A 2236-nucleotide genomic window follows, 5' to 3' on the forward strand; every position below is an offset into this window, starting at 1 on the left:
CGGTGAGGCGGCGGGCGGCCTCCGTGAGGATCTGCCGGGCGACGGCGTCCTTCTCGTTCTCGGCGGTCGCGACGACGAGCGGGGCGTGGTCGGCGAGCCGGACCGGCGGCCGGGCCATGACGGCGGGCAGCAGACGGGCGCGGTAGGCGGTGCGCTGCTCGGCGCTCCAGGGGGCGGTGTCCGTGGCGCCGTAGCCCTCGGGCGGCAGGGTCTGCGGCGGCAGCCCCAGGGATCGCCCGATCGCGTGCGCGAGCGCGGTGGGCACGCTCCGTCCGTCGGCCGCCCGCAGCGCGGCCCGTACGGCCGCGCGGCCGATCCAGAAGCCGCCGCCGTCGTCGCCGAGGAGCCAGCCGTCGCCGCCGGAGGTGGCGGTCGGCGTGCGTGCGGCGATCCGGGCGGCGACCGCGCCGGTGCCCGCGACCAGGACCAGTCCGTCGGCGGGGTGGCCCGGCGCGGCGGCGAACGTGGTCTCGATGTCGCTGTGGACGCCGACCGTGGCGGCGATGCCGAGCCGGGCGAGCGCGGTGGCGAGGGCCGCCTCGGCGCGCACCCGGCCCGGTTCGTCGGCGCCCTGTCCCCGGTGGCCGGCCCCGGCGAACCCGCCGGCCACGGCGACCACCCGGCCGCGCAGCGGCTCGGGGACGGCGCCCGCGAGCGCCTCGGTGAGGTGGTCGGCGAGTTCCTCGCCCGGCACGGTGAGCGCGTTGCCCGGACCGGCCGTGCCCTCGCCGCGCGGTCGGCCGTCGCGCAGCCCGGCGAGGAGCGCACGGGTGCGGGTGCCTCCGGCGTCCAGGCCGACGACGAGATCCGCGACAGCCCCGGAACCTTGGTTCAAATCACTATTCATTGCCGCCCATGGTGGTTGATACATTCGCCGCAGACAAGGTCCGTCTCCTGAGGAGGACGCCATCGACACGCCGCCCCCGCCCGCGTCCGCGCTCCGCTTCGGGGTCAACTACACCCCACGCCGGGGCTGGTTCCACGCCTGGCACGACTTCGATCCCGGACAGGCCCGCGAGGACCTGGCGCAGATCGCCGGACTGGGCCTGGACCACGTCCGGGTCTTCCACCTGTGGCCCCTGCTCCAGCCCAACCGCGCGCTGGTCCGCGCCTCCGCGGTGGACCAGCTCGTCCGGCTGGTGGACCTGGCGGCCGAGTGCGGTCTGGACGTCCTCGTGGACGGCGTCCAGGGCCATCTGTCGAGCTTCGACTTCTACCCGGAGTGGACGCGCTCCTGGCACCACCGCAACATGTTCACCGACCCGGGGGCCGTCGAGGCCCAGGCGGTCCTGCTGCACACCCTGGGCAGCGCGCTGGCCGGCCGCCCGAACCTCCTCGGCCTCCAGCTGGGCAACGAGCTGAACAACCTCGTCGAGCACAACCCGGTGACCGTGACCGAGGTGGACCGCTACCTGGACACCCTGCTGGCGGCGGCGCGCGAGGGGCTCGGCGCGGGCAAGGGCCTGGTCACGCACTCGGCGTACGACGCGGCCTGGTACGGCGACGGCCATCCCTTCACCCCGGAGGCTTCGGCCCGCAAGGGCGACCTGACCACCGTCCACCCGTGGGTGTTCTCCGCCGACTGCGCCCGCCGCTACGGCCCGCGCTCGCCGCAGGTCCACCATCTCGCGGAGTACGGCACGGAGCTGGCCGCCGCCTACGCCTTCGACCCGGCGCGGCCCGTGTGGGTCCAGGAGACCGGCGCGCCCGAGCCGCACATCCTGGCGGCGGACGCTCCCGACTTCGCCCGGGCCACCCTGCGCAACGCGGCCGGCTGCACGGGGCTGTGGGGGGTCACGTGGTGGTGCTCCCACGACGTCGACCGCGCCCTGGCCGACTTCCCGGAGCTGGAGTACACGCTCGGCCTGTTCGACTCCTCGGGCCGTCCGAAGCCGATCGCCGAGGCCCTGTCCGCCACGGTCGCCGAGCTGCGCGCGACCCCGGCGCCTCCCCCGGCCCGCACCACCGCGCTCGTCCTGGACTGCACCCCGTCCACCCGGTCCGTCTCCGGTCCGGGCGGTGCGTTCTTCGAGGCGTGGATGCGTCTGCGTCAGGAGGGCGCCCGGCCGGCGGTGGTCCTCGCGGACCGCGCGGAGGACACGGCGTACCTCAAGGAGCGGGGCATCACGGAGCTGGTGCGGACGGGCTGAGAGGCGAGAGGGGGCGGGGCCCGCCGGGGCATCCGCCCCTCGACGGCCGCCATGGGAACGGCGGCCCCCGCGCAGGCCGCCCGCCC

Annotated in this window: 2 protein-coding genes; one reads left to right on the top strand and one right to left on the bottom strand. The window is 76.2% G+C overall.

All coding sequences use genetic code 11. The annotated features are described in order from the left end of the window. On the bottom strand, nt 1-847 hold an 847-nt coding region (locus AOK23_RS32045), incomplete at its 3' end, for a BadF/BadG/BcrA/BcrD ATPase family protein (RefSeq protein ID WP_055716067.1). 271 nt (nt 848-1118) lie between these two features. On the opposite strand from AOK23_RS32045, the gene AOK23_RS32050 reads away from it, so the two are divergent. Continuing rightward, the gene (locus AOK23_RS32050; protein WP_420823770.1) at nt 1119-2150 is read left to right on the top strand and encodes a glycoside hydrolase 5 family protein; all 1032 of its coding nucleotides are present in this window, start codon (nt 1119-1121) and stop codon (nt 2148-2150) included. The last annotated feature ends 86 nt before the right edge of the window (nt 2151-2236 follow it).

The organism is Streptomyces torulosus, from assembly GCF_001419765.1.
In the GTDB taxonomy this organism is placed as follows: Bacteria; Actinomycetota; Actinomycetes; order Streptomycetales; family Streptomycetaceae; genus Streptomyces; species Streptomyces torulosus.